The organism is Soonwooa sp. T0.1_25, assembly GCF_057652215.1.
On the sequence record NZ_JBYFBZ010000066.1, the window covers coordinates 1 to 456 of the forward strand.

The 456-nt window shown below is 35.7% G+C and carries 1 protein-coding gene; it reads right to left on the reverse strand.

The window, feature by feature from the left end; genetic code table 11:
- Positions 1-254 precede the first annotated feature (254 nt).
- Positions 255-456, reverse strand: a 202-nt coding sequence (locus AC23MB_RS14375) for a hypothetical protein (protein ID WP_228376083.1), incomplete at its 5' end; no start/stop codon positions are given.

The following is a 456-nucleotide window of genomic DNA, read 5'->3' on the forward strand; positions in this document are numbered from 1 at the left end:
ACCAATATTGCGGTTTTTAGAGGAAAATCAGGTTGGATTTTAGCGGAAAAAATTTTTGAGATTAAGCGAAAGGAAGTATGGATTTCGCTGTCAAACTTACAAAGAGATCTTTGCTGAAAGTTTACTTTCAAAGCGAATACTCGCTATTAAGTTTGGCGAAGTTACCGAATAAAAATGACAAAGTCAATACCATGGATTTTTCTTCGGTGGCTTAAAACAAAAATTTTTGACACTGAGATTTTCCTCTCTTCGTTTTATGACTTCGCAAAGCGGGGTTTTGCAAAATAAAAAAACGAAAAAAAACAAGCAGATTGGAGATAAAACTGAAACTGTTTTTGTAGATTAGCGGTATGAATATTAAACAAAAACAGCAGATAACATGGGTTTTGCAAAATTACGCCTCCAAAGCTATGGCAGCCTCGTTTTTGGCGTAACTTCGCAAAGCCCTTTCCCGTT